Raw genomic sequence first — 19544 nt, forward strand, 5'->3', positions numbered from 1 at the left:
ATGCTCAAGTATCCAAGTATTTAAACAAAATCAATGCAGTAACAGGCTTTGTACAGGAGACAACCTTAAATTCGATAGAAACTGCGATTATGGCTGCACTTAACTAAACAATTTTCTTAGAGGAAAAAGGCGATCGCCTTACAACCAGAGCGATCGCCAACTACAACCATGAAAAAATCGAAACGACAATTAAAACCTGGGGATAAAGTTGAATTCCCTTCTTATGACGAACATTGCAAGCCTTTTACAGAGAGAGGCATTGTCACAGTTTACGTGTATCCAGACTTTCACCCCAATGGGTATATTGAGATTGTTGACAGCGACGGAAATTTAATTCTGTATGGTAATGCAGGAGAGGATATTAAAAAAGTTAAATAGCTTCTTAGAGGAAAAGGCGACTTGGATGCGATCGCTCGTTAGACTTTCCCCCCACAGATGTGCAGTAGACAAACACATACTACAACTGTATTATTGAAATTAGTCCTAATTACAAATACTACAAACATTCAATGACCACCAGATTCTCTTCAGGCATGAGTAGCGCAGTGCATTGCCGAACCAACAAGGGTTTAGGCAGAGCAATTGCGCTATTTGCGTTTGGGGGAATTTATCTGTTCATTGGCGATAAATCTATAAACATTGGCTTTTTTGGAGCGTTAGCCTGTTGGCTGAATCCAGAGCAACTGAAGCAAAGCGGGAGGTGCAAATGTCTTATAGCACCCACATAGGGCAAAAAGTATCAACTACCTAACCCCCGCTTCTTTTCATCCAGAGGCGGGGGTTATTTTTTTAGGAGTGAATCACATGGAAGCTCAACCACCTTTTAGGCAACCACACATATTACAAAATTCAGTTGTGGTGTTCTCTAAAAACTACCTACCACTAGCACGCATCAACATCAAACGAGCAATCGTGCTATTAGTCACAGGTCAAGCAGAGTCTGTGAATTTTGGTACTACAAAACAGTGGGAAGTTCGCTCACCCAGTATCGTACTACAAGTACCAGAACACATTCGCTTGACCGTTGGCAATCCCGAACGGCACTGGAAAGTACCTCCTGTCAACCGTCGTGAAGTTTTGAGGCGAGACAACCACACCTGCCAATACTGCGGTAGCACCAAGCATTTAACGCTTGACCATGTGATTCCCCGCTCCAAGGGTGGACAACATACCTGGGACAACGTTGTAACAGCGTGTGAGAAGTGTAACTCAACCAAGAGGGATCGCCTACCCCATGAAGCTGGAATGGTACTGAAAACCAAGCCCAAAGCCCCAATTCACCCAGCAGTAGCATTTGCCGAACAGTTCTGGAACTCACAACGCCACCCTGAAGGTGAGTAATTGACTTCCATCCCAGTCACAGAGGGCAATACAGCCATTAAATAATCCTGCCCTCTCACCTCTAAAAAAAGTTTGTAGTACACCCTTGACACTTCTGTAGTATTTATGTAGTATAAATGTAGTGAAGCAATCAAGCCTCCCAAAAAGGAACAGAGCAAACACTATCAGAACCATGAAAACTAAATAATTGCCACCCAACGTGGGGGTGTAACTCAGTGGTTAAGAGTGCCTGTCTGTCGAACAGGAAGCCGTGGGTTCAAATCCCATCATCCCCGTGTAGCCTTGTGGACGAATAGATAAGTCGCTGTGCCTCTCAAGCACGGAGAAGCGGGTGCAACTCCCGTCGAGGCTTGCAAACATTGCAGTGTAGCTTAACTAACGGCAAAGCCCCAAGCTCATAACTTGGTAAATGTGGGTTCAACTCCCACCACTGCGACCAAATGCACAGATGGTGTAATTGGCAACACTACAGTCTCCAAAACTGTTGTTCTGGGTTCAAATCCTTGTCTGTGCGTTGCCGTGTCCTGATCGAAAAAGCTTACATACTCGCCTAATGGTAAGGCAACTGTCTCTAAAACAGTCTATGCAGGTTCAATTCCTGTGTGTGAATCAACAGCTTTTTCAACTTACATGGCATACATGGTGCAGAAGCGAAGTGGTCGAGCGGCACGTCTTTCAAGCGTGTAATTAGCGGGTACCCTTCGGGAAGCAAGCTACGAGTCCCGTCTGCACTGCCTCATGGGGTGACGAATGGTGATCGACAGCAACGAAACCAACAAACGGACGCTTGCTGGATAGGGGTTCGATTCCCCTTCACTCCATCCCTTGTAGATGTATTTCTATCAAGTGGACATTGATTTGGGTCGGTATCCAAGTCCGGTTGAAGGAAGCCGTCTGTAAAACGGATGCCTCTGTGCTTCGTAGGTTCAAATCCTACCCGGCCCATTATGGAGAGATTGCTATTGGCAGGGCAAGCTGTTTGCTAAACAGTCGTGAGATTCAGTATCTCACTGTGGGTTCAACTCCCACTCTCTCCGCTTTATGAGAACGTGGTGTAACTGGATAACACATCAGTCTACGAAACTGAAAAGTGAAGGTTCAAGTCCTTCCGTTCTCGCCTATCCCCTAGTAGCTCAGTTGGTAGTAGCGCCTGTCTGAAGAACAGGAGGTCATCCGTTCAATCCGGATCTGGGGGGCTGGCACATTGCCCCATAGCTCAATGGCAGAGCAAGCGGCTGTTAACCGCGAGGTTGTAAGTTCGACTCTTACTGGGGCAGCCATTTATTGCCGAGTAGACGAATTGGTAGAGTCACCTGTCTCTGAAACAGGAGTTTGTAGGTTCAAACCCTACCTCGGCAGCCATTTATTGGGAAGTAGGCGACGTTGGCAAAGCCACCTGATTTTGGCTCAGGATCTCGCGGGTTCGATTCCTGCCTTCCCAGTTCTGCTTTGATAAAGCAGACAAATTATACTCCTGTAGCCCAACTGGAAGAGGCGGCTGTTTCAAAAACAGTCTGTGTATGGGTTCAAATCCCATCAGGAGTACCAACTAATATCGGGATGTAATTCAGTGGTCTAGAAGCCTTGTTTTGGGGACAAGGAGTCGTAGGTTCAAATCCTACCATCCCGACCATTTACCCCTGTGACGCAATTGGCAGACGTAGCCCGTTTAGACCGGGTTTGTTGCTCTTTCAACTCCTGTCAGGGGTACTGGGCATTTGCCCAACTATGCTCCCGTGGCGAAATTGGTAAACGCTTCCGTTTGAGGGACGGAATTGTTACAAGTACGGCTTCGCGGAAGCAAGCTACGATTCCTGTCGGGAGTACCAATTTGGGTCGTTGGCAGAGCGGATATGCAGCCGCCTTTTAAGCGGACTTATCCAGGTTCAACCCCTGGGCGACCCACCAAATCTTGGGCGTTTGGCAGAACGGTTATGCTCCTGACTCTTAATCAGGTTGACACAGGTTCAACTCCTGTAGCACCCACCAAATTTTACCCCTGTGATGCAATTGGCAGACATGACCTGCTTAAAACGGGTTTTATACAGGTTCAAATCCTGTCAGGGGTACTCGCGGAGATTGAGCTATGGTGCGCTCTGAGGTCTCATAAGCCTTCACGTACCGGGTACCCTTCGGGAAGCAAGCTACAAATCCCGGCTCCGCTACCAAATGCTGGTGTGGCTCAACGGCAGAGCAATCGCCTTGTAAGCGATGGGTTGCGGGTTCAACTCCTGTCACCAGCTTGAATTATGCGATCGCCTACGGCGGGCGGTTACGCCATCGTGGTGTAAAGGCAGCATCAGAGTCTTCCTCTCCTCACGGTACGAGTTCGAGTCTCGTCGTTCGCGTAGCGTGCCGAAGGCAATCGCTCTCTTAGCCCTGTAACTCAGTTGGTAGAGTGCCTCTCTTACAAAGAGGAAGTAGCGGGTTCAACTCCTGCCAGGGCTACCAATTTATGGGAGTGTCGCCTAATGGATGGGCATCGATCTTCTAAATCGATTTGTAGGGGTATCCTTCGGGAAGGCTTACGCCTACGAGTCCCTTCACTCCTGCCACATGGGGTCATAGCTCAAATGGCTAGAGCGTCCGCCTTGCAAGCGGAAGGCTAGGGGTTCAAATCCCCTTGATTCCACTTATGGTGTCTGAAGCCAAAGCGGTCGCGGCACTGGTTTGTGGAACCAGTTATAACGGGTTCAAGCCCCGTCGGACACCCCTTTAAGGAAGATGCCGCTACATGGTCGGCAACCAGTCTTGAAAACCGGGGTGGGGTAAAACCCAGGGGTTCGATTCCTCCATCTTCCGCCTTCCACCAGAGGCTAAAAAGTGAAGCACCGTGCTGATAACGCGGCAACAGGAGGGGCAGTACCTCCCTGGTGGATTTAAGTTAAGTTACGTCACAAAACAAGCGTTGGCATTAGCCTTGACGTTAGGCATCGCCTTTTGTCGCATCTTCTGAACAAAAAGCGTTATAGTCTCAATTTGTGAAAAATGTACTCTCTCCAGTTGTATAACCGTTAATCCAAAGCTACAATCTGCCGTATTAGAGGCATTTTTAATTACAACTGCATTTATCACTCGTGAGCAAAACTCGTATTATTGCGCTATTTAACCAATCAGGGGGAGTAGGAAAGACAAGTTTAACTATGAACTTGGGCTACCAACTCGCTCAAAAAAAGAAAAATCGTGTCCTTTTGATAGACGTAGACCCCCAAGCCTCACTCACGACATTTATGGGGCTAGAACCAGAAACTCTCTCTAAAACCGTCTACGAGGCCGTAGTGGGAGAAGAACCATTACCAATTCACCCTGAATTAATTCACGGCATGGGTTTAGTTCCAGCCAACATCAATTTAAGTGCCGCAGAACTAGAACTGGTTGCTGCCTTGATGCGGGAAATGCGCCTAAAAAATGCGATCGCATCCGTACTCGATCAATACGACTACATTTTGATTGACTGTCCCCCATCACTGGGTATCCTTAGCGTTATTAGCTTAGTAGCAGCTACCCATGTTTTAGTACCAATTCAGTGTCAGTTCAAATCCTTTCAAGGAACTGATTTACTACTAAGAACTGTAGCCACACTCCGTAAAGGTGCTAATAAAACACTTGCTATTGCTGGTTTCATACCTACAATGTATGATGCACGTACTGCTCAAGAAAGCAGAACCATGAAAGCCATCACAGAACAACTTTCACCCGTGGCAACAGTCTTTGAACCTATTCCTAAATCTATTGCCTTTGCTGATGCAAGTGAAGCACGCTTACCGTTAGCACTATATAATCCCAAACATCCTGCCGTCGCTGTAATAAAAAAAATCGCCCTTAATTTAGAAAAACTACAGTGAGCAAAAAAGACCAACCCTATACCAGCCACTTAAAAGGTGTAGCCGCCCTACTAGGCGAAAGTTTTAACGAAACGGAAAGTCTGGCTAATTCACCCAATACAGTTGCCATCAGTTTAATTAAACTGCCACAATCCCAGCCCCGGCGTTACTTTGACCCTCAAAAACTAGAGGAACTATCACGCTCAATCAAAGAACTGGGTATTCTCGAACCTCTGCTGGTGCGCCCCCTACCGAATGAAGAGTACGAACTGGTGGCAGGAGAACGGCGTTTAAGGGCTGCTCAACTTGCAGGACTAACCGAAGTCCCCGTGGTGATTCGCGAAATGAATAATATCACCACTTCTAAGGTGCAGCTTGTTGAAAATCTCCAGCGCGAAGACCTCAATCCTATAGAAGAAACCGAGGGAATACTTGAACTTTTGAGCATTGAACTTGGTGTTAGTACAAATGAGGTGATCTCCGTCCTCAACTCTGCTGCCAATGCCAAAAAGCGAAGCTTGGATTTGACGGAAAACGTTTTCCGTCAGCTTGAAACTATTGAATCTGTCCTTTCAGCCATTGGTAAATTTAGTGCTGAAAGTTTTCGCGTCAGCCGCTTGCCTTTACTCAATTTGCCTGCTGACGTAATAGAAGCACTCCGTCAGGGACAACTTGAATATACTAAAGCACGAGCGATCGCCAAATTGCAAGATGAATTAACCAGGAAACAACTCCTAGAAGATGCGATCGCCTATAATCTCTCACTAAGCGAACTCAAGCGCAAGATAAAAGAAATTGAGCAGCAGTCTAGATCAGGGACTCCATCATTAAAAGACATAGCTGATGAAACCTTTCGCCGCTTAAAAAAATCTCAAGTCTGGGATGACCCTAAAAAACAGGCAAAGGTAGAAAAGCTGTTAGCCCAATTAAACGCACTGATAGAAGATGACAATCCCAAGTGAAGTCAATACTTCTCGGTTAAGAATTAACAATACTTCTCGGTTAAGAATTAACAATACTTCTCGGTTAAGAATTAAGCAGTATTGAGAATAAAAAAAGTGAGTGGTTGACGTTTAGTACCCGCTCCTGAGTGGATTGGTTTTCTAGATGGAAACTTAGAACGAGTTTTTTTGACTACTCTAGGATTTGTTCTACCCTGTCTGGCATCACCGTGGTCGGGTAGCAGGACTATATCGCTATAATCCCGCCCCCTCAGAACCGGACGTGCGCCTTGCAACGCATCCGGCTCAAGCAAGTCACAGACTACTTATTGTTCCAGAATGTATTTGCTGATGGCAGTACAGATGTACGAGTTGTAGGTTGCCGTAATTGTCACCACCACCCTGAGTTTTTGGCTTTTTATGATGAAGATGTAACTCCTCATCATTTAAGAGCGATTCCCCGCAGACAGGACAGACATATTGTTGCTTTTGAGCTATCTTCTGCCTACTTTTGATTAATTCGGATTTAGTTTTAGCTGACTGCCGTTTAATCCAGTAGTCCCTTAATTTGGGGTCATCAGGTGATGATTTACCCTTAACAAGAATGTGCCTTTCAATCTTGAACCAAGCAAATTTCAACATATAGGCTCCGGTTTGTTTATTACCGAAAACCCATCGGTCAAATGGTCTATCAAGATTTAGATTTCCCCAGTATTTAGCCTTACGCCAGCTATCGGATTTATTTCGATGAGTACGTTTGGCATACATTTTCTGTTTCTCATATAACCAGTGGTCAAGAGAATTGAAAATTTTTGAGGATACCCCAACTCGGAAGTAATTAGCTTGTCCCCGAATAATCGGATTGAGCTTTTTAATCACTGCATCTATTGACTTACCTTTACAGTTAAGCCATTCGGAACGCAGTTTACTCCGAATATTTAGCACAGACTTTTTACTAGGTTTGATTAACAGCTTCCAGAGAGTTTTAGTGGTTTGGTCTTTGTAGTGTCTGATATTGAAACCCAAGAAGTCAAAACCTACTGTAAGATGCGATATTTTGGTTTTCTCTTGGGAGAGGGTAAGCCCCCTGACTTGCATCCAATCATTAAGAATTTGAACAACATTTTCTGCATCTTCTAGTGTTTCACAGAACACCACAAAATCATCAGCGTATCTCACCAAGGCTCTTGCTGCACGGAGTTCTCCGTCCTTGTTATATTTGACTCCCAAAGCAGATTCCATACCGTGCAAAGCTATATTTGCTAACAACGGACTGACAACAGACCCTTGCGGTGTACCTGCATCTGTAGGATGCCAAGAATCCGCTTCCATATATCCTGCTAATAGCCACTGTTTAATTAATTCACGGGCTGGAAAGCCTGTTAATAGCTCTAACAGAAAATTATGCGAAATGTTGTCAAAACATCCTTGAATGTCTGCATCTACCACCCATTTCTTCCGTTTATTGGGACGGGCGAGGTTATAGATACTGGCAATAGCATCATGGGGGCTGCGTCCTGGTCGGAAACCGTAACTAGACCTTTCAAAAGTTGCTTCCCATTCGGGTTCTAAGGCATTTTTAACCAATGCTTGGATGGCACGGTCTTGTATTACTGGGATTCCTAAAGGTCGTTTCTTCCCATTAGCTTTCGGAATGTAAATTCGTCGTGCTGGTGATGATTTCCAGGGAGAATAATCAGTTAATTTATCTACTAACTGACCCCTGGCAGTAGCAGTTTTAACTACTACTTTATCTATTCCTGGTGTGTTTCGACCTCTGTTATACTGCGTCACTTTTCTAACGCTAACTAGGCGATTAGAATAGCTACGTAGCATCAGTTTCTGGAGAGAGCGTACCTTTTTCAGGTTGCCCTCAGTTTTTGCCCTAAAGATTCGCTGTCTCAAATTCCGAACAATTCGATTGGCTTTGCGCCAATTGACACAATTCCAATCAGTCTGTCCCTTGGTTCGGTTTACAGTTGCCTGCATCTAACTTACACCTCGGTTTGAAATAATTACAACGGATTTTGGTTGACTCACCTGCTTCCCGTCAGCACCCTTTCAGGTTAGGCATCTGCCTTATCCACCGGGTTATGGATTTCCCTTGCCTTTCGGCTGGTGGCTTTCGCTTCTGGAAGCATCCTTGACCCACTGAAGAATTCGGCTTTCCTTACGGATTGCTTACTGGGTATAGTCCCAGACTCCATTGGGGTTACTACGTTACGCACGGATGAGATTTAATTGGGTAGGGTGTCCTTTCTACACCGGAGTGTTTGGTGTCCCAGTTCAACCAAATTGGGGAGTTGAACCTTGACTGAATAATTTTGGGGTATTCAGTGCTTTACTCATATCACCGTGTCAGCCTTTTCGATGACCAATTCTTACGATGCCTCAACAAGGATTCATTTACATTCACCCATCCAATCTTTCCTTTGCCCGGTGACATTTTTAGGCTAAATGCTTCCTTGGGCTTTACTTTCCGCTTCACACATCACCGTTACCAGTGGTGCATGGGAAGGTTAGGAACAGTCCTGGACACTGGACTGGAGGAATCGGTTCCTCACTCATCTTTTGGAAGTTTTGTATATAGGGGCTTCCAGCCCTTCGTGCGCCATCGTGTCGCACCCAAAACGGGAAAATTGTACGCGCTTGGCTAAAAGCCTTTCTCCATAAGCATCTTAGCCACCCATTTTTCAATAACACCCGTAAGTGAGATTGAGCATCATATAGGTGTAATTTGGCGTAGATACGTAGATACAACGAAGCTTTCAGCAGAGGCTATCTAACTGGTAAAGAAAAGAGTAAATGTAAACACGTATGTCAGTAGCTTTATGCCAACCAGCAAGTACAGCATCATCTGAAATGTCTGCAAGAACTACCAAACCATCTTCTTTATCCATACGGTAAGGTAAAGGTTCAGCGCTGAACCAACCGTAAGCGATCGCTTCCTTGTCTTGCTCAAAAACGAAAACTTCTAAACTCTGCTCGTATTTTGAATAGCAGTAAGGTAAATAGCAAGATGGATACTCTCTTAGGATTTCACGATTAACTGTGTATGATCGCCAGCGTAGTTGCTCCCCCTTAATTTCTTTTGGATTAGTTTCTAGCCAATCATAGAGCTTTTTGGCTTGCTGCAATGCGTGATCTGCGCCTTTGAAAATGACGCTGGGTAGAAAAATATCGCCATCAAAATGCACTGCAACTTCAAAGAAATCTTCGTCCTCATCTTCGACTTCTGTTACTTCAATGATTCCATCCTTGTATAATTCGCCATTTTCCATTTTGAATTTATCTCATCCCCCCAATTCCAGAACCATCGCACTCAGGGCAAATCCAGCCACTATTACCATACAAATAGCCTGAGCCTCCGCAGTGACAGCAATTTACGTATATCCCATCATCTTCAAAAAATAATTCAGGCGTAGAAATACTATCAGGATCATCGGCGAAATCTGGAATTACTAGAGCTATTTCTTGAGTGCGATCTGAATGATTTTTTTCCATTACAAAATTCCTTTTTCGTAACTTGATGGATAATCTTGTTTTATTGTTTTTCAATGCTATGGCTAATGCTTTAACTAAGTGGCTGATTACCCTAATTTTATTGGTGCAGAGTAGTATGTATTCTTTGCACCAAGGATAGTATGTTTTGGCAAAAGTATTTTTTTATTATCACACTTAGAGCTGATTCGTAAAGAAAACCTTAAGCTGCCATTCGCTTGATCATCAGACGAATCAATGAGCCATAAATCATTGCTTCACTTAGCTCGGTGTACAACTCATAATCCTTACTCAAACGCCGAAATCGATTGAGCCAACCAAATGTCCGTTCTACAATCCATCGCTTTGGCAATCGCTCAAATGTTTTCGATATCCTTTCAATTACCTCAACACGAACCTGTTCTCCACAAACGTGCTTAACGGCTTGAGCAAAGTTTTCTCCCGAATAACCTTGATCTACCCAAACAACTTCCAATTTAGACAATTCCTCGGCTGCTTCATGCAGTACAACCACAGCACCCAAACGTTCTGACGCATTGGCTTGAGTCACTAAAACGCCAATCAACAACCCTTGAGAATCTACAACTATATGTCGTTTACGCCCTTTAACCTTCTTACCACCATCGAAACCGTAGACCTCCCCTTTTTTTCCGTGGTCTTCACGGATTGAGAATCAGCGATGTCTTCGACGGGCTACGCCTACGCCACGGTAGACTTTTCATCTCTCCCTAAATCTTGTCGGAGTTTATGCCGCACTTGGTCGTGAATTGTCTGCCAAATGCCTTTACGTTGCCATTTCTGAAAGTAGCCATACACCGTTGTGTAAGGAGGAAGATCATGAGGTAGCATTTCCCACTGACAACCAGTCCTTTGTACGTAGAAAATAGCGTTGAGAATTTCTCGTAAATCTACTTCTACAGGATGCCCAAATCCCTTGGGTGTAGGTAGAAGAGGCTTGATAATTAACCATTCAGCATCGCTTAAATCACTTGGGTAGGGTTTGCGGTGTGGATTCTCAATCGCTGGTAGACGGCTCATCGACAACAAAATAACTACACTCGGTTTAGCCTATAACCTGGGTCAACCCAGATTCACTTCTTTTTAGATTTTCTTTACGAATCAGCTCTCAGAGCTATATTTCCAACAATGGGGCTTATATCCCAAACTATGGAGAACGTTGGCGAAATGGTGAAGCTATTGCTACTGGATTTGTGGAATCAACGGTTAATCAAGTCTCATTTCTTGCACCAACCGTAGTCACACGTACAAGCTAGATAAACCAGTGTTTAAGTATAACAGTAGGTGAATAGAATCAGGTAAGTAGTTTTTGTTTTAAAAAGAACTTAATTCATGTAATGAATACAGAGAATGCGAGATAGCTGAATGCAGAGGCTGTTTGACCTGAGCATAAAGATGATTGCATCTTTGTCTCAAAATATGAGAGAAAGGGCGTGAAATGTATTTCGATAAAAAGCAAGAAAAATGCTTGCCCACGCCCAAAATTTAGTTTACACCCTTAAAGAGTTGATGCCCACGCAGTATCAAAAAGATAATCTAGAAGCGATGCTGGCATTATTTTTAGAGGCACATTGAACGAGCTGGTGAGTTAGCTGGTTTACCTTTCCCTATTCATGCTCATATGCTAAGGCATGGGACGGGTTATTATTTGGCTAATCGAGGTATTGACACTCGGACAATTCAAAGTTACTTGGGACATAAAAATATTCAGCACACAGTTCGTTACACCGAACTTGCATCTACTAAATTTCAAGGTCTTTGGGATGATTAATGCCCATCTCCCCCGAAAAAAATCGCTCTCCTATTACATCTGAGAACACATGGCTTGACGAGTTAAGTGGACTGCTGATGATAAAATTTCTGCTGCGTGTTCAATTTCCAAAGAATTAGTAAATTTACCTATGCCAATACGCAACGCTCCTTCAATAACTTCTTTTGGTAAAAGCATAGCTTGAAGAACATGAGAAGGTGTTTCTACACCAGATGAGCAAGCGGCACCTGTAGAGATAGCTAGTTTATTACGGACTCTGGCAATGATTGCACTGTTAGGAACATCAGGAATGGAGATATGGAGGTTGCCAGATAACCGGGAACTTACATCGCCATTGATGACTAGACCAGGGATTTTACTTAGTAGTAAGCTTTGTAATTTATCTCTCAGTTCAGCGATCGCTTTTTCATCCTCTTCCATTTCTAGCAGTCGTAGGCGACAAGCTTCTCCCAACCCAACAATACCAGGAACATTGAGAGTACCTGACCTGATTCCTTTTTGATGTCCACCACCAAAAAAAATGGGATTGAGGTGATGTGCTTTTCTCACAACTAAAGCTCCTGTACCTTTTGTCCCATAGAGTTTATGCGCAGAAATTGCGAGGTAAGTAATGCCCCATTCTTCAAAATTGATAGGGATTTTACCTACAGCTTGGGAAGCATCGCACAAAAAAGGAATGTTATAATTTTGAGCTATTTTTCCAACTTCTTGAATGGGATAAATATTACCAATTTCATTGTTAGCTGCCATCACAGATACCAGCGACAGCCCTGATGCACAGGCTTTTTCTACATTGTCTAAGTCTAATCTACCTTTTGAATCAACACGCAAGTTTATAATTTCAGCTAATCCTTTTTTTGCCAATGTATAGCAGGTATCTAAAACTGCTTTGTGTTCAACGGGTAAAACAGCAATACGAGGTTTAATTTTTGCAGTGTTATCAATAGTTATGCTGCCTTGAATGACTAAATTAATACTTTCTGTAGCTCCAGATGTAAAAATTATTTCTTTAGATGATGCACCAGTTAATTTAGCTACGTTAACAGATGCTTGAGAAACCGCCTTGTTTGCTTCGTCACCATAAATATGATCAACGCTACTAGCATTACCAAATGCAGTGATCATGTAATGCAACATCAATTCTGCTACCCGCCGATCGACAGGTGTTGTGGAGTGGTAGTCGAGATATATAGAGTTAGCTGTTTGAATCACTTGACATCAACGGAAATTTCTTGACCTAGTTGCCTAAATTCATCGTCGAGATAATACAGCGAGTTTCGGATATATTGACGTATCCTACAGGCAGGTTGTAGGCAATCTCGCCGATAATCTTCTAATGTTAGCTGTAAATGTGGATAAAGAATTTTCAAAAATCCTGATGCTGATTTGAGAATTGCATTTTGATCGCGAACTGTTGTATTTTTCTCGAATTGAGTATGCTCCTGTGTGTAAGATAAAAAACGATTATCTTGGCGTAGAGATAGTAACACTTCGCCAAAAAAGTCCATTTTTAAACCAACTTGATTAGCAATCATTTCTCGTTTAAATTTAGGAATTTCCCATCCGGGAATTATGCCTACAAAGCGGTCTAGCAATGCTGTTTCGCCGAAAAATTTTGGTAGTTCCCCAATTAAATTATCTTCATTTCGCGGACGTAATTGCTCATCTAGTTCAATATTTGCTAGCATGACAAGGGAGCAATCGCTGGAAATATCCGCAAAGCCGGAACGGTTATAGCGTCCACTAGCAAGATAATTCTTTAAGGGGCCAATCACTTCATCATTGTTGTCAAAAGTTAAGCTTTGAACTTCGTCTAAAACAACAACATCATGACGACCGAGTAAACCGACTTCTCTGGTTTGACCATTGATGAAAAGCTGTGCAGGGGTAACTTTACCGCCACTTATTAGACATACTTTACTGCTGATATTTTCAAATACGAAACTTTTCCCAGTACCTTTAGGCGCTAATTCCATAATATGGTAATTAGATTCTACTAAAGGTAATAATCTAGATAATACCCAGGTTTTTGCATCTTCACTGTAGCTTGGGTGTTCGGGATTAAATCCCATTGAGCAAAATAATAAATTTTTCCATTGTTGTGTATTAAAGTTTTCTCGAAGCTTGGCATAACTTTGTAAATTAATTTGCGAACATTGGAAAGGCTCAAAATCCATTACTTCTACAGTGCCGTCAGGAAGCATAACTAGATCAATTTTCCCCCAAACGCCTTGGCGAAGAAGCATTGTATGGCGTTCTACAATTGTGGGAGAAATTCTACATTCATCTAAATTTAAGACTTTGATTTGTGCTAATGGGTCGGGAATTAATTTACCTTCGTTATTTACTTTAATCCGGACGCGCATGAGGGCAATAATTTTTTTAGCTTTTCCTTGGGATAACTCAAACATGATTTCGTTGTAGTCATCTTTGCGGGGAAAGGCTTTTTTGACAAAGTTATTGATTTTTTCTAATTCTGGGGTAGTAAGTTTTCCAGTTCCCGGGACAACTTTATCAAGCAGCCATTCGGCAACAAAACTAGGTATTCCAGCGGAACTTAATCCACTTGATGGTAATCTATTTTTATCAATGCTCAGATTGCCAAAAACATCAATAATTAAATCCTGATTATAAGCTAATAGTTCGTTAGAATTCATCTATATTAAATCCTGCAATACCACTAATAAATATTTGTTCAACTTTGAATGTCGAGTCAGCAGCAAGACTTGTACTCATTATTTCACAGCTAGGAAATCGAAAATTTAATTCGCCGCTTAAGCTGAGGATATCGCCTTCATAACCAGGTGGTAACTCTGGTACTTTTGGAATATCTATCGTCAAGGTTAATTTATCATTTGTTGGGATGATTGTTTCTAAGGGCATTCCATAATTGAGATTCGATAATTCATGAATACGTATGCATACATCCATTAAGGGTACGGAGTTAGGATTATCAATAGTAATTTCTAACTTGCCGATTTTTCCTACTTCTCCTTCGCCACGGCAATATACTAGCACTGGACGGCGTTGTACAGATTTTCGCAATATAGATACGCCAATAACAACTTCTTCGGGAAATAGCCCACCGTGGGAACCGAAAGTTTTTTGATTTGAGAGTAGCTAAAAGAACTTAGAGTAGCAGCACCTTTAACAATACTGATATCGTGAGGAAGTCCGTAGCGATCGCTTTCTAAAACTACGAACCGAGGATCGTCGATTTTTCCTATAACTATTCTTCCTTGGGCTTCTAGGTTGTCAGGGTAGGTGATTTGTTCGCAGACACCTAAAATTTGTCCGCGATCGCTAGTAACGATAACTTGTAGTTGTTCTGGGTAAGAATGTTCGGGCAACGAAAGATTGGATTTCTCTGGCGATTCCTTCCAAGGTGTGGGGGCGTTTAACTTTATACCAGTGTTGCCAATCTCGTTCAGTTTGGTGTAATTCGTCAAATTGTTGCGTATCCAACAATAAAGCTTGTGTTTGCCTTTTTTTAAATCTTGAAGGAGTTTGGCTTTATCAGAGTCTGTATAACGCTTTCCTATTTCCATTTTTGGCAAGGCTTTTCCTGCATCTTTAACCCAAGCAGAATCGTTAGGTAAAAGTTGTGTGTAAAGACTCCATTTGGCGTATGCAGTTGTTGTAGGTAAGATGCTGAAGCGCGGTTGGATATAAGTTTCTATGGCGAGTTGCTGGTTTTGTGTGAGGAAGGATAACAGTTCTAGATGATCTAACCAGCCTAAGCCATCAATTACAACCCAAAGTACCGGGGAAGTTTGACAGAGATTTTGCACTAGAGATGCAACACTGTAATTTAATTGTGAATCTTTAACATCATTTTCCTTCATTTGGGGATAGTGATGTAATATCCATACCACAAAACTATCAGCCAAGCGATCGCTTATATTTTGTGCAGAGATGGGCTGATGGATCGCTATTTCCCAACGACGAAAAGGTAAATAACTTTCCGTAACCCACCTCAAGGCTTCTTGGGGAGTAGCTTGAATATCAAGGGGTTCGGGAATAGGTGGAGGCTGTTTATTGCTGAGTGTTTCTCGCTGCTGATGACTGAGATAGGCAGCAATTTTCTTTTCTCGAACTTTATTCAGCAAGTTAGGTCGATTCTCAAGGACATTATAGGCAACAGTTGCAATCCGCTCACAACCAACTTGTTCGCTGAGAATGAGATTTTCTAATATTTGTCCATCTGAACGGTATAGTTGTTGTTCCCAGTAGCGATCAAACTCTTGTGTTAAACAATTGGGAATTGCTAAGGGATATTTAGGTAGTTCTGTAATAGCTGGTTCTGCGATTCCTAGCCAACGGCGTAAAAGTTTAAGCTTATCTGATGTTTGGTAGTATATTCCTAAGTTATGCTCTAGAAATTGGTTTTGCCATACTCGTTCTAAAGGTTTGCACTCTGGCGGTACTTGAATCGCCAGCCAAGCAGCTAAATTCTCTATGGAAGGTTCGCCTAACCATATTTGCTTGTCAGTTTCGGTAATATCCGCTAATAAATGTGCAATTGGATTATCTTGCGGATAAAAGTCAAGTTTAGTGGCTACCGCTAGCTGTTGGTTTTCTGTCCACTCGCTGGGTAAAGGTAAGGAACCAAAAGTTTCTTGTAAGCGCAGGCGTGGATCTTGTTTAATTTCGGTGATCGCATCTAATTTGTTCCAAGCTTTTAGCCATTCTTGCGCCCAATCACATAATCTTTTACCTCTCACCCAGTAGGGAGAATTAGTAATACCAAAGATTCCATCCACTCAACTTCTGTGGTAATACCAATGTATCCCAGTGGAATTTCCGTATTTTCCTGTGGGGTCTAAAACTATTGGTTTATCTGGGTCAATTTGACTTTGACTTGTCAATTTTGGCAGAGTAAATAAGTTAAACGTTGTTGGGGTTGTATTGGCAGTTATTTGTTGTGTTTGCTTGACTTTATATCCGGTTTTGGGAGATATTTGTACTGATTAATTTCTGACGATAAACTTCTTGGCTCAGATTTTCTCAGACAAGAAAGGTTATTAATGCCTGTAAAAATTCGGCTGCATCAGTAAATCTCTCTGTGCGTTGAGGTGCGATCGCTCGCATCATTACTTGTACTAATTCATCGCTTAAATTCTCGCATCCCTCTAATTCGCTGGGATTGCGGGGTAATTTCCGTTTTGGTGGTTGTGGTTCATCAAAGGGTAGCGACCTGTAACACATTCATAAAAACTATACCTAAAGCATACACATCTCTATCGATTTTTTCGGCTAAACTCAAATCTATTGTTAATTTGCAGTCCGGGGGAATGTAGCGACGAGTTCCAGCACTAATAGTCATTTCATCGCTGTCTGATACGGCGACATTAAAATCAAGAATTCGCACACCTTGGCCAGTTAAAAGTAGATTAGAAGGTTTGATATCTTGGTGACAAACTTTGTATTGGTGCAAGTGTAATAAACCAGCAGCAGTCTGTTTAGCAATTTCAACTGCTTTTTCGAGACAAAGAGGTTTGGTTTGCAATTAGAGATTCAATATCTTGTCCAGCGATATACTCAAAAACAATGAAAGGAGTATCATCTTTTAACCGACTGGCAAATATAACTTCCACAATATGAGGATGCTTGGGAACCTTTAATAAAGCAGTATACTCTTGTTGGAGTCGTTCATACACAGAACGGCGATCGCGAGTAACTAATTTGAGTACCAAATCTGTTTTGCGGAGGATATCAAAAACATGATAAGCTACAGCAAAACTACCCGGTCGCCCCAATCGCTGAATTATCCGATATTGCTCATCAACAATTGTATCGGCAGGCAAGTTAGTGATATCTAGATTTGGTAGAGTTGCAAGTGGAATTAAATCCTGTAATGCTGCATCAGCATGAGGATAGCGGTCTTTGGGAGCAAAAGCAGATAATTTTTGCAACCATTTATCCCAATCCGATGACAGTTCAGGATTGTGTTCCGATGGCTGAATGGGAAAAGTAGCGTTGCATTCAGAAATTTGATTAGCATCTGCGAAAGCTGGAACGCCCGTCAACAGTTCGTAAAATACTAAGCCAACGGAGAACAAATCAGAAACAACGCTGGCTTGAGAAGGATCGTTTTGACATTCGATAGCTTGGTAAGCAGCATATTTTTCCAAGTCATCGATAATATCATCTGCGATCGTGCTGGTGCGATCGCAAATACGCGCATAATCGAAATTTACTAAACGAGCTTGACCGATAGTAGTAATTAAGATGCTATCGGGTGTAATATTACGATGAATCACACCATGTTTATGGGCGTGTTCTAAGCCCGATAAAACATCTCGCATCACTGCTAATTTTTGTTCCCAATTGAGACTTTGCTTTTTGATATGTTGGTGCAAAACTTGCCCTGGTACATCTTCATTTACCATTACTAAACAATCATGTTCTCGACTTTCAAAAAAGTCTTGCACGCTGAGAATATTTGGATGGGATGGTAATTGGCGAACTGCGCGAAATGCTGTACCGATCAGTTTATATTGTTCTTGACGTTTGCTAGTTTCTAGCAGTGGATCGACTTGATAAACACGCAATCTTGCTGTCCAGCTACTCATACCCATCATTAAATGTTTAGCACGATATTCTGTATATCGCTCATTGCTACTAAGTTTATCTTCTACTTGCCAATCACGATATCTTTGCGGTGCTGTTTTCGGTCTAGATTTCCCCTGGATTGCTCTTTCAACTGTTGTAATATAATGTTTAATATCTTGATAGCGATAGTCAGGAATATAAGCTTTATTTTTAAAGTATTTCAGGCAACGTTCATCTAAATATGTTATGTGTTCACCATCTTTATCCCCGCGATCAATAATTTTGACATCAATATTTGTCATTAACACTGCCGCTTGGATGTGAACTTTCCGCAACTCACTGTCCTTGACGCGATTAGCATCACAAATCATCGTACTCAGGACTTTTGCGTGTTTTCTTAATTTTTTTAAAGGCGATAAAAAGGGTTGGTAATTATCTGGATACCAATTAGGGTCATAAATTTCGATATTACCATGCCAATTTTTAATATCTACCACATAAACGCAGTGTGGGGCGATGAGAATTAAATCCACCTCACAAATTTCTACACATTGCTTAATTTCCAGGTTCGTAAAGAGTTTGTAGGAATCAGGTAAATTGTCACGCAGATACTCAAAAGCTTTGCGTTCTGATTCATTTTCTGGCTCTCCAAAATGACAGAGTTCAGCCATCAAAACTCCTCCGTAGTCCCTGATAAATATTGTGGCAGTTTTTTCAGTAAGTTTTCTCGTCGTTCATGGGGTAATTGTTGGAATAAGGTAATAATTTGACTTTCCTTATCTTGATTTTGAATTTCTACACAATTATTAATAATTTGTGCTAAAACTTGTTGTTGCTCGGCTTGTAGTATGTGTTGGTATTGATATTGCTGTTGTTTTATGGACTTGAGTAATTCATGTGCACGATCCAGTTTCTTGGCTGAGTTGGTAGATTGTAACTGTTGGCTTTGTGTTTCTAAACTTTCTAACCATTTAATAGCAGCATTGCGTTGCTGATTTTTAATCTGCTGCTGGGTTTGTTCTAATTGTGCAACCATTGCATCAAACCGAGTTAATACTGTTGCGGGAATTTCCTCAATTTCCGAACGCCACTTTTGCAACCGTTCTTTCTCTGCTTGACAAGCCTGTACTGTATCTACTTTTTGAGTTGCGAAAATTTGCAGCAGGTTTGAAAGTAAGTTAACTTCAGTACAAATAGATTTATAGCGTTCTTCTTGTTGGGATTGGTGATAGTAACTAGACTTGCTATTAATCTCTGCTTGCAGCTTTTGAGCTTCTTTTTGAGTTTTGATATTGCTTAATTTATTGTAAAGCTCGTTCAGCTGGTCTGTATATCCTTGTATTTTTTGATGTAGATTTGTTTGTAATTGCTCAATCTGCTGTCTGAAACGCTCTAAATTATGTAAATTGGCTTGCTTGTTATTGATAGTTGTGAGAGTGCGATCGCAAGATGCAATCGAGTTACTTTGTTGTTCGAGAATCTCCCAATGGCGAATTAGCTCTAGGTCAGCTGCTAAGGAATCTATTTCAGCTTGTAGTTGCTGATAAGCGGGATATTCTGTAGAATCTTTAAAGACAAAATTCAACTGAGCAT

Annotated in this window: 17 protein-coding genes, 24 tRNA genes and 1 pseudogene; 28 read left to right on the forward strand and 14 right to left on the reverse strand. The window is 42.1% G+C overall.

Annotation, left to right across the window (positions count from 1 at the left end):
* Positions 1–804: 804 nt before the first annotated feature.
* The 27 genes from CV014_RS08760 (at position 805) to CV014_RS08890 (ending at position 6127) form a co-directional block, all read left to right on the forward strand.
* Positions 805–1341 carry an HNH endonuclease gene (locus CV014_RS08760; RefSeq protein WP_236141691.1) on the forward strand — a complete coding sequence of 179 codons (537 nt, stop codon included), beginning with the start codon at positions 805–807 and terminating at the stop codon, positions 1339–1341.
* Between the two features lie 201 nt (positions 1342–1542).
* Positions 1543–1616 (forward strand) — tRNA-Asp (locus tag CV014_RS08765).
* A 3-nt stretch (positions 1617–1619) separates the two neighbouring features.
* Positions 1620–1693 (forward strand) — tRNA-Glu (locus CV014_RS08770).
* Positions 1694–1701: 8 nt separating this feature from the next.
* Positions 1702–1780, forward strand: a tRNA-Ile gene (locus CV014_RS08775).
* Between the two features lie 3 nt (positions 1781–1783).
* Positions 1784–1855: transfer RNA gene (locus CV014_RS08780), tRNA-Trp, on the forward strand.
* 127 nt (positions 1856–1982) lie between these two features.
* Positions 1983–2075 (forward strand) — tRNA-Glu (locus CV014_RS08785).
* A 126-nt stretch (positions 2076–2201) separates the two neighbouring features.
* A tRNA-Tyr gene (locus CV014_RS08790) sits at positions 2202–2286 on the forward strand.
* Positions 2287–2290: 4 nt separating this feature from the next.
* Positions 2291–2378 (forward strand) — tRNA-Ser (locus CV014_RS08795).
* A 6-nt stretch (positions 2379–2384) separates the two neighbouring features.
* Positions 2385–2458: transfer RNA gene (locus CV014_RS08800), tRNA-Arg, on the forward strand.
* Between the two features lie 5 nt (positions 2459–2463).
* Positions 2464–2537: transfer RNA gene (locus tag CV014_RS08805), tRNA-Phe, on the forward strand.
* A gap of 9 nt (positions 2538–2546) precedes the next feature.
* Positions 2547–2621: transfer RNA gene (locus tag CV014_RS08810), tRNA-Asn, on the forward strand.
* Between the two features lie 5 nt (positions 2622–2626).
* A tRNA-Gln gene (locus CV014_RS08815) sits at positions 2627–2703 on the forward strand.
* Between the two features lie 5 nt (positions 2704–2708).
* Positions 2709–2783, forward strand: a tRNA-Gln gene (locus CV014_RS08820).
* Between the two features lie 28 nt (positions 2784–2811).
* Positions 2812–2889 (forward strand) — tRNA-Leu (locus CV014_RS08825).
* 8 nt (positions 2890–2897) lie between these two features.
* Positions 2898–2974, forward strand: a tRNA-Pro gene (locus CV014_RS08830).
* 97 nt (positions 2975–3071) lie between these two features.
* Positions 3072–3170 (forward strand) — tRNA-Leu (locus CV014_RS08835).
* A 4-nt stretch (positions 3171–3174) separates the two neighbouring features.
* Positions 3175–3249: transfer RNA gene (locus tag CV014_RS08840), tRNA-Lys, on the forward strand.
* A gap of 6 nt (positions 3250–3255) precedes the next feature.
* Positions 3256–3330, forward strand: a tRNA-Lys gene (locus CV014_RS08845).
* Positions 3331–3336: 6 nt separating this feature from the next.
* Positions 3337–3410 (forward strand) — tRNA-Leu (locus CV014_RS08850).
* Positions 3411–3412: 2 nt separating this feature from the next.
* A tRNA-Met gene (locus tag CV014_RS08855) sits at positions 3413–3509 on the forward strand.
* A 3-nt stretch (positions 3510–3512) separates the two neighbouring features.
* Positions 3513–3584: transfer RNA gene (locus tag CV014_RS08860), tRNA-Thr, on the forward strand.
* A 132-nt stretch (positions 3585–3716) separates the two neighbouring features.
* Positions 3717–3792, forward strand: a tRNA-Val gene (locus CV014_RS08865).
* Between the two features lie 6 nt (positions 3793–3798).
* Positions 3799–3896 (forward strand) — tRNA-Arg (locus tag CV014_RS08870).
* A gap of 3 nt (positions 3897–3899) precedes the next feature.
* Positions 3900–3973 (forward strand) — tRNA-Ala (locus CV014_RS08875).
* A 6-nt stretch (positions 3974–3979) separates the two neighbouring features.
* Positions 3980–4053: transfer RNA gene (locus CV014_RS08880), tRNA-His, on the forward strand.
* A gap of 365 nt (positions 4054–4418) precedes the next feature.
* The gene (locus tag CV014_RS08885; RefSeq protein WP_236141692.1) at positions 4419–5186 is read left to right on the forward strand and encodes a ParA family protein; all 768 of its coding nucleotides are present in this window, start codon (positions 4419–4421) and stop codon (positions 5184–5186) included.
* Positions 5183–6127 carry a ParB/RepB/Spo0J family partition protein gene (locus CV014_RS08890; protein WP_236141693.1) on the forward strand — a complete coding sequence of 315 codons (945 nt, stop codon included), beginning with the start codon at positions 5183–5185 and terminating at the stop codon, positions 6125–6127. Before CV014_RS08885 ends, CV014_RS08890 begins: the two co-directional genes overlap by 4 nt.
* A gap of 71 nt (positions 6128–6198) precedes the next feature.
* On the opposite strand, the gene CV014_RS08895 is transcribed toward CV014_RS08890, so the two are convergent.
* The 6 genes and pseudogenes from CV014_RS08895 to CV014_RS08920 form a co-directional block, all read right to left on the reverse strand.
* On the reverse strand, positions 6199–6420 hold the full coding sequence (locus tag CV014_RS08895) for a hypothetical protein (protein ID WP_236141694.1): 222 nt from the start codon (positions 6418–6420) through the stop codon (positions 6199–6201).
* Position 6421: 1 nt separating this feature from the next.
* The gene (ltrA, locus tag CV014_RS08900) at positions 6422–8095 is read right to left on the reverse strand and encodes a group II intron reverse transcriptase/maturase (protein ID WP_236141695.1); all 1674 of its coding nucleotides are present in this window, start codon (positions 8093–8095) and stop codon (positions 6422–6424) included.
* Positions 8096–8590: 495 nt separating this feature from the next.
* On the reverse strand, positions 8591–8866 hold the full coding sequence (locus tag CV014_RS08905; protein ID WP_236141696.1) for a hypothetical protein: 276 nt from the start codon (positions 8864–8866) through the stop codon (positions 8591–8593).
* A gap of 8 nt (positions 8867–8874) precedes the next feature.
* Positions 8875–9387, reverse strand: coding sequence for a hypothetical protein (locus tag CV014_RS08910; RefSeq protein ID WP_236141697.1), 513 nt, complete (start codon positions 9385–9387; stop codon positions 8875–8877).
* Positions 9388–9394: 7 nt separating this feature from the next.
* A complete protein-coding gene (locus CV014_RS08915; protein WP_236141698.1) occupies positions 9395–9610 on the reverse strand; it encodes a hypothetical protein in 216 nt (71 codons plus the stop codon).
* 199 nt (positions 9611–9809) lie between these two features.
* Positions 9810–10645: pseudogene (locus CV014_RS08920) on the reverse strand (IS5 family transposase).
* Between the two features lie 601 nt (positions 10646–11246).
* Between CV014_RS08920 and CV014_RS08925 the strand changes: the two are divergent.
* The gene (locus CV014_RS08925) at positions 11247–11396 is read left to right on the forward strand and encodes a tyrosine-type recombinase/integrase (protein ID WP_329608359.1); all 150 of its coding nucleotides are present in this window, start codon (positions 11247–11249) and stop codon (positions 11394–11396) included.
* Positions 11397–11429: 33 nt separating this feature from the next.
* On the opposite strand, the gene CV014_RS08930 is transcribed toward CV014_RS08925, so the two are convergent.
* The 8 genes from CV014_RS08930 to CV014_RS08965 form a co-directional block, all read right to left on the reverse strand.
* Positions 11430–12608 (reverse strand): cysteine desulfurase family protein, encoded by a 1179-nt coding sequence (locus tag CV014_RS08930; RefSeq protein WP_236141699.1) that lies wholly within the window; start codon positions 12606–12608, stop codon positions 11430–11432.
* Positions 12605–14053: a BREX system Lon protease-like protein BrxL gene (gene brxL, locus CV014_RS08935; protein ID WP_236141664.1), complete on the reverse strand. Its 1449-nt coding sequence runs from the start codon at positions 14051–14053 to the stop codon at positions 12605–12607. Before brxL ends, CV014_RS08930 begins: the two co-directional genes overlap by 4 nt.
* Entirely contained in the window at positions 14043–14441 is a 399-nt protein-coding gene (locus tag CV014_RS08940) for a hypothetical protein (RefSeq protein ID WP_236141700.1), read from the reverse strand. The genes brxL and CV014_RS08940 overlap by 11 nt, the downstream gene beginning before the upstream one ends.
* Positions 14408–16159: a hypothetical protein gene (locus CV014_RS08945; protein WP_236141701.1), complete on the reverse strand. Its 1752-nt coding sequence runs from the start codon at positions 16157–16159 to the stop codon at positions 14408–14410. Before CV014_RS08945 ends, CV014_RS08940 begins: the two co-directional genes overlap by 34 nt.
* A gap of 244 nt (positions 16160–16403) precedes the next feature.
* Entirely contained in the window at positions 16404–16604 is a 201-nt protein-coding gene (locus CV014_RS08950; protein ID WP_236141702.1) for a hypothetical protein, read from the reverse strand.
* On the reverse strand, positions 16579–16905 hold the full coding sequence (locus CV014_RS08955; RefSeq protein ID WP_236141703.1) for a protein kinase domain-containing protein: 327 nt from the start codon (positions 16903–16905) through the stop codon (positions 16579–16581). Before CV014_RS08955 ends, CV014_RS08950 begins: the two co-directional genes overlap by 26 nt.
* Positions 16868–18622 (reverse strand): methylation-associated defense system protein kinase MAD6, encoded by a 1755-nt coding sequence (gene mads6, locus CV014_RS08960; protein WP_236141704.1) that lies wholly within the window; start codon positions 18620–18622, stop codon positions 16868–16870. Before mads6 ends, CV014_RS08955 begins: the two co-directional genes overlap by 38 nt.
* Positions 18622–19544 (reverse strand): hypothetical protein (locus tag CV014_RS08965; protein ID WP_236141705.1); only part of this gene is annotated, 923 nt, incomplete at its 5' end. The genes mads6 and CV014_RS08965, both read right to left, overlap by 1 nt.

The sequence above is a fragment of the Nostoc sp. CMAA1605 genome, assembly GCF_021596505.1.
In the GTDB taxonomy this organism is placed as follows: Bacteria; Cyanobacteriota; Cyanobacteriia; order Cyanobacteriales; family Nostocaceae; genus Trichormus.

Bases quoted from the DNA above. Each gene is read 5' to 3' on its own strand.
- CV014_RS08915 (WP_236141698.1), bottom strand. From the start codon at position 9,610: ATGGAAAAAAATCATTCAGATCGCACTCAAGAAATAGCTCTAGTAATT.
- CV014_RS08760 (WP_236141691.1), top strand. From the start codon at position 805: ATGGAAGCTCAACCACCTTTTAGGCAACCACACATATTACAAAATTCA.
- CV014_RS08925 (WP_329608359.1), top strand. From the start codon at position 11,247: ATGCTAAGGCATGGGACGGGTTATTATTTGGCTAATCGAGGTATTGAC.
- CV014_RS08910 (WP_236141697.1), bottom strand. From the start codon at position 9,387: ATGGAAAATGGCGAATTATACAAGGATGGAATCATTGAAGTAACAGAA.
- ltrA (WP_236141695.1), bottom strand. From the start codon at position 8,095: ATGCAGGCAACTGTAAACCGAACCAAGGGACAGACTGATTGGAATTGT.
- brxL (WP_236141664.1), bottom strand. From the start codon at position 14,053: ATGAATTCTAACGAACTATTAGCTTATAATCAGGATTTAATTATTGAT.
- mads6 (WP_236141704.1), bottom strand. From the start codon at position 18,622: ATGGCTGAACTCTGTCATTTTGGAGAGCCAGAAAATGAATCAGAACGC.
- CV014_RS08950 (WP_236141702.1), bottom strand. From the start codon at position 16,604: ATGTGTTACAGGTCGCTACCCTTTGATGAACCACAACCACCAAAACGG.